We start from the raw sequence: 1,216 nt of genomic DNA, 5'->3' as shown, positions 1-1,216 counted from the left end.
GAACAGTTCAAACGTGATGCTGTGGCCCTCTACGAAAACAATGAGGACCTCTCACTTCACGCGGCTTCAGCAGAGCTTGGAGTCAATCGTTCCTCACTTTATTCCTGGCTTAAGCAGTACGGCACCGGCAAACGTGCCCGCACGAAGACCATGCGCGACAAGGCACAGGCGACGACTGATTCTGAACGAATCCGTCAGCTAGAAAAAGAAGTCTCTAAGCTGCGTGAAGAACGCGATATCTTGCGCAAGGCCGCGAAATATTTTGCCGAAGAGACACGCTGGTAATCCGCTTCCAGTTTGTCTATGACCATCGAACCGAGTACTCGGTCAAGCGGATGTGCAACGTGTTAAAGCTCAATCGCTCTTCGTTCTACAAATGGGTCAACACCCGCGAAAAACGCAGGTTAAAGACGTGTTCCGATGCTCTTCTTGGGGCGAGAATCAAGACCATCTTCGATGATGAGCACGGGCTTTATGGTGCTAAACGCATCGCTGCAAGCCTTAACGACGATACGGACTTTCCTCCGACCAATCACAAGAAGGTCGCACGCATTATGAAATCCATGGGGCTGAAAGGCTTTACTAAGCAACGTCGATGTGTCACTACCAGGCGCAAGCCTGGCCGTCGAGTCATGCCAGACTTAGTAGGCCGCAAATTCACCGCTGACAGGCCGAACCACGTCTACGTAGGCGATATCACCTACCTGCCGTGTAAGGGCGGCAAGAACATGTACCTAGCCACGGTCATCGACGTCTACTCGCGCAAGCTCGTTGGCCATGCGCTCGCCGATCACATGCGGGTATCGCTGGTTATCGAGGCTTTATCTCATGCAAGGAAAGTCCGTGGAAGCCTTAAAGGGGCAATTTTCCATTCCGATCACGGCAGTGTGTACACCTCACAAGCATTTAGGGACCACTGCGCCCAGCTTGGTGTGCGCCAATCCATGGGCGCGGTGGGAACGAGTGCTGATAATGCCTTGGCAGAGTCCTTTAATGCCGCCTTAAAGCGTGAGGTTCTGCGTGATCGGAAAGTCTTTGACAGCCCAATCAGCTGTCGCCAAGAAGTCTTTCGATGGTGCATGCGCTACAACACCCGCAGACGACACTCCTGGTGCAACCTTCTAGCCCCCGATACCTTCGAAGCACTCACATCAGCTACACTGACCCAAGCAGCATAGCTAACCCCCGACGTGTCTACTTTCCGGGGGCCAGGCCC

At 53.5% G+C, this 1,216-nt stretch carries 1 protein-coding gene; it reads left to right on the top strand.

Annotated features, from left to right (window positions below):
- Positions 1 to 1,178, top strand: a protein-coding gene (locus tag QP363_RS12600) for an IS3 family transposase (protein WP_284764739.1) whose coding sequence is annotated in 2 segments (ribosomal slippage) — positions 1 to 265 and positions 265 to 1,178 — 1,179 coding nt annotated over the 2 segments. Because the reading frame shifts where the segments join, the coding sequence is not laid out codon by codon here. This gene is flagged as partial in the annotation.
- Positions 1,179 to 1,216 lie beyond the last annotated feature (38 nt).

The sequence above is a fragment of the Corynebacterium sp. UMB6689 genome (assembly GCF_030215295.1).
GTDB classification, from domain to species: Bacteria; Actinomycetota; Actinomycetes; order Mycobacteriales; family Mycobacteriaceae; genus Corynebacterium; species Corynebacterium aurimucosum.
This window is presented reverse-complemented; position numbering and strand designations above follow the sequence as displayed.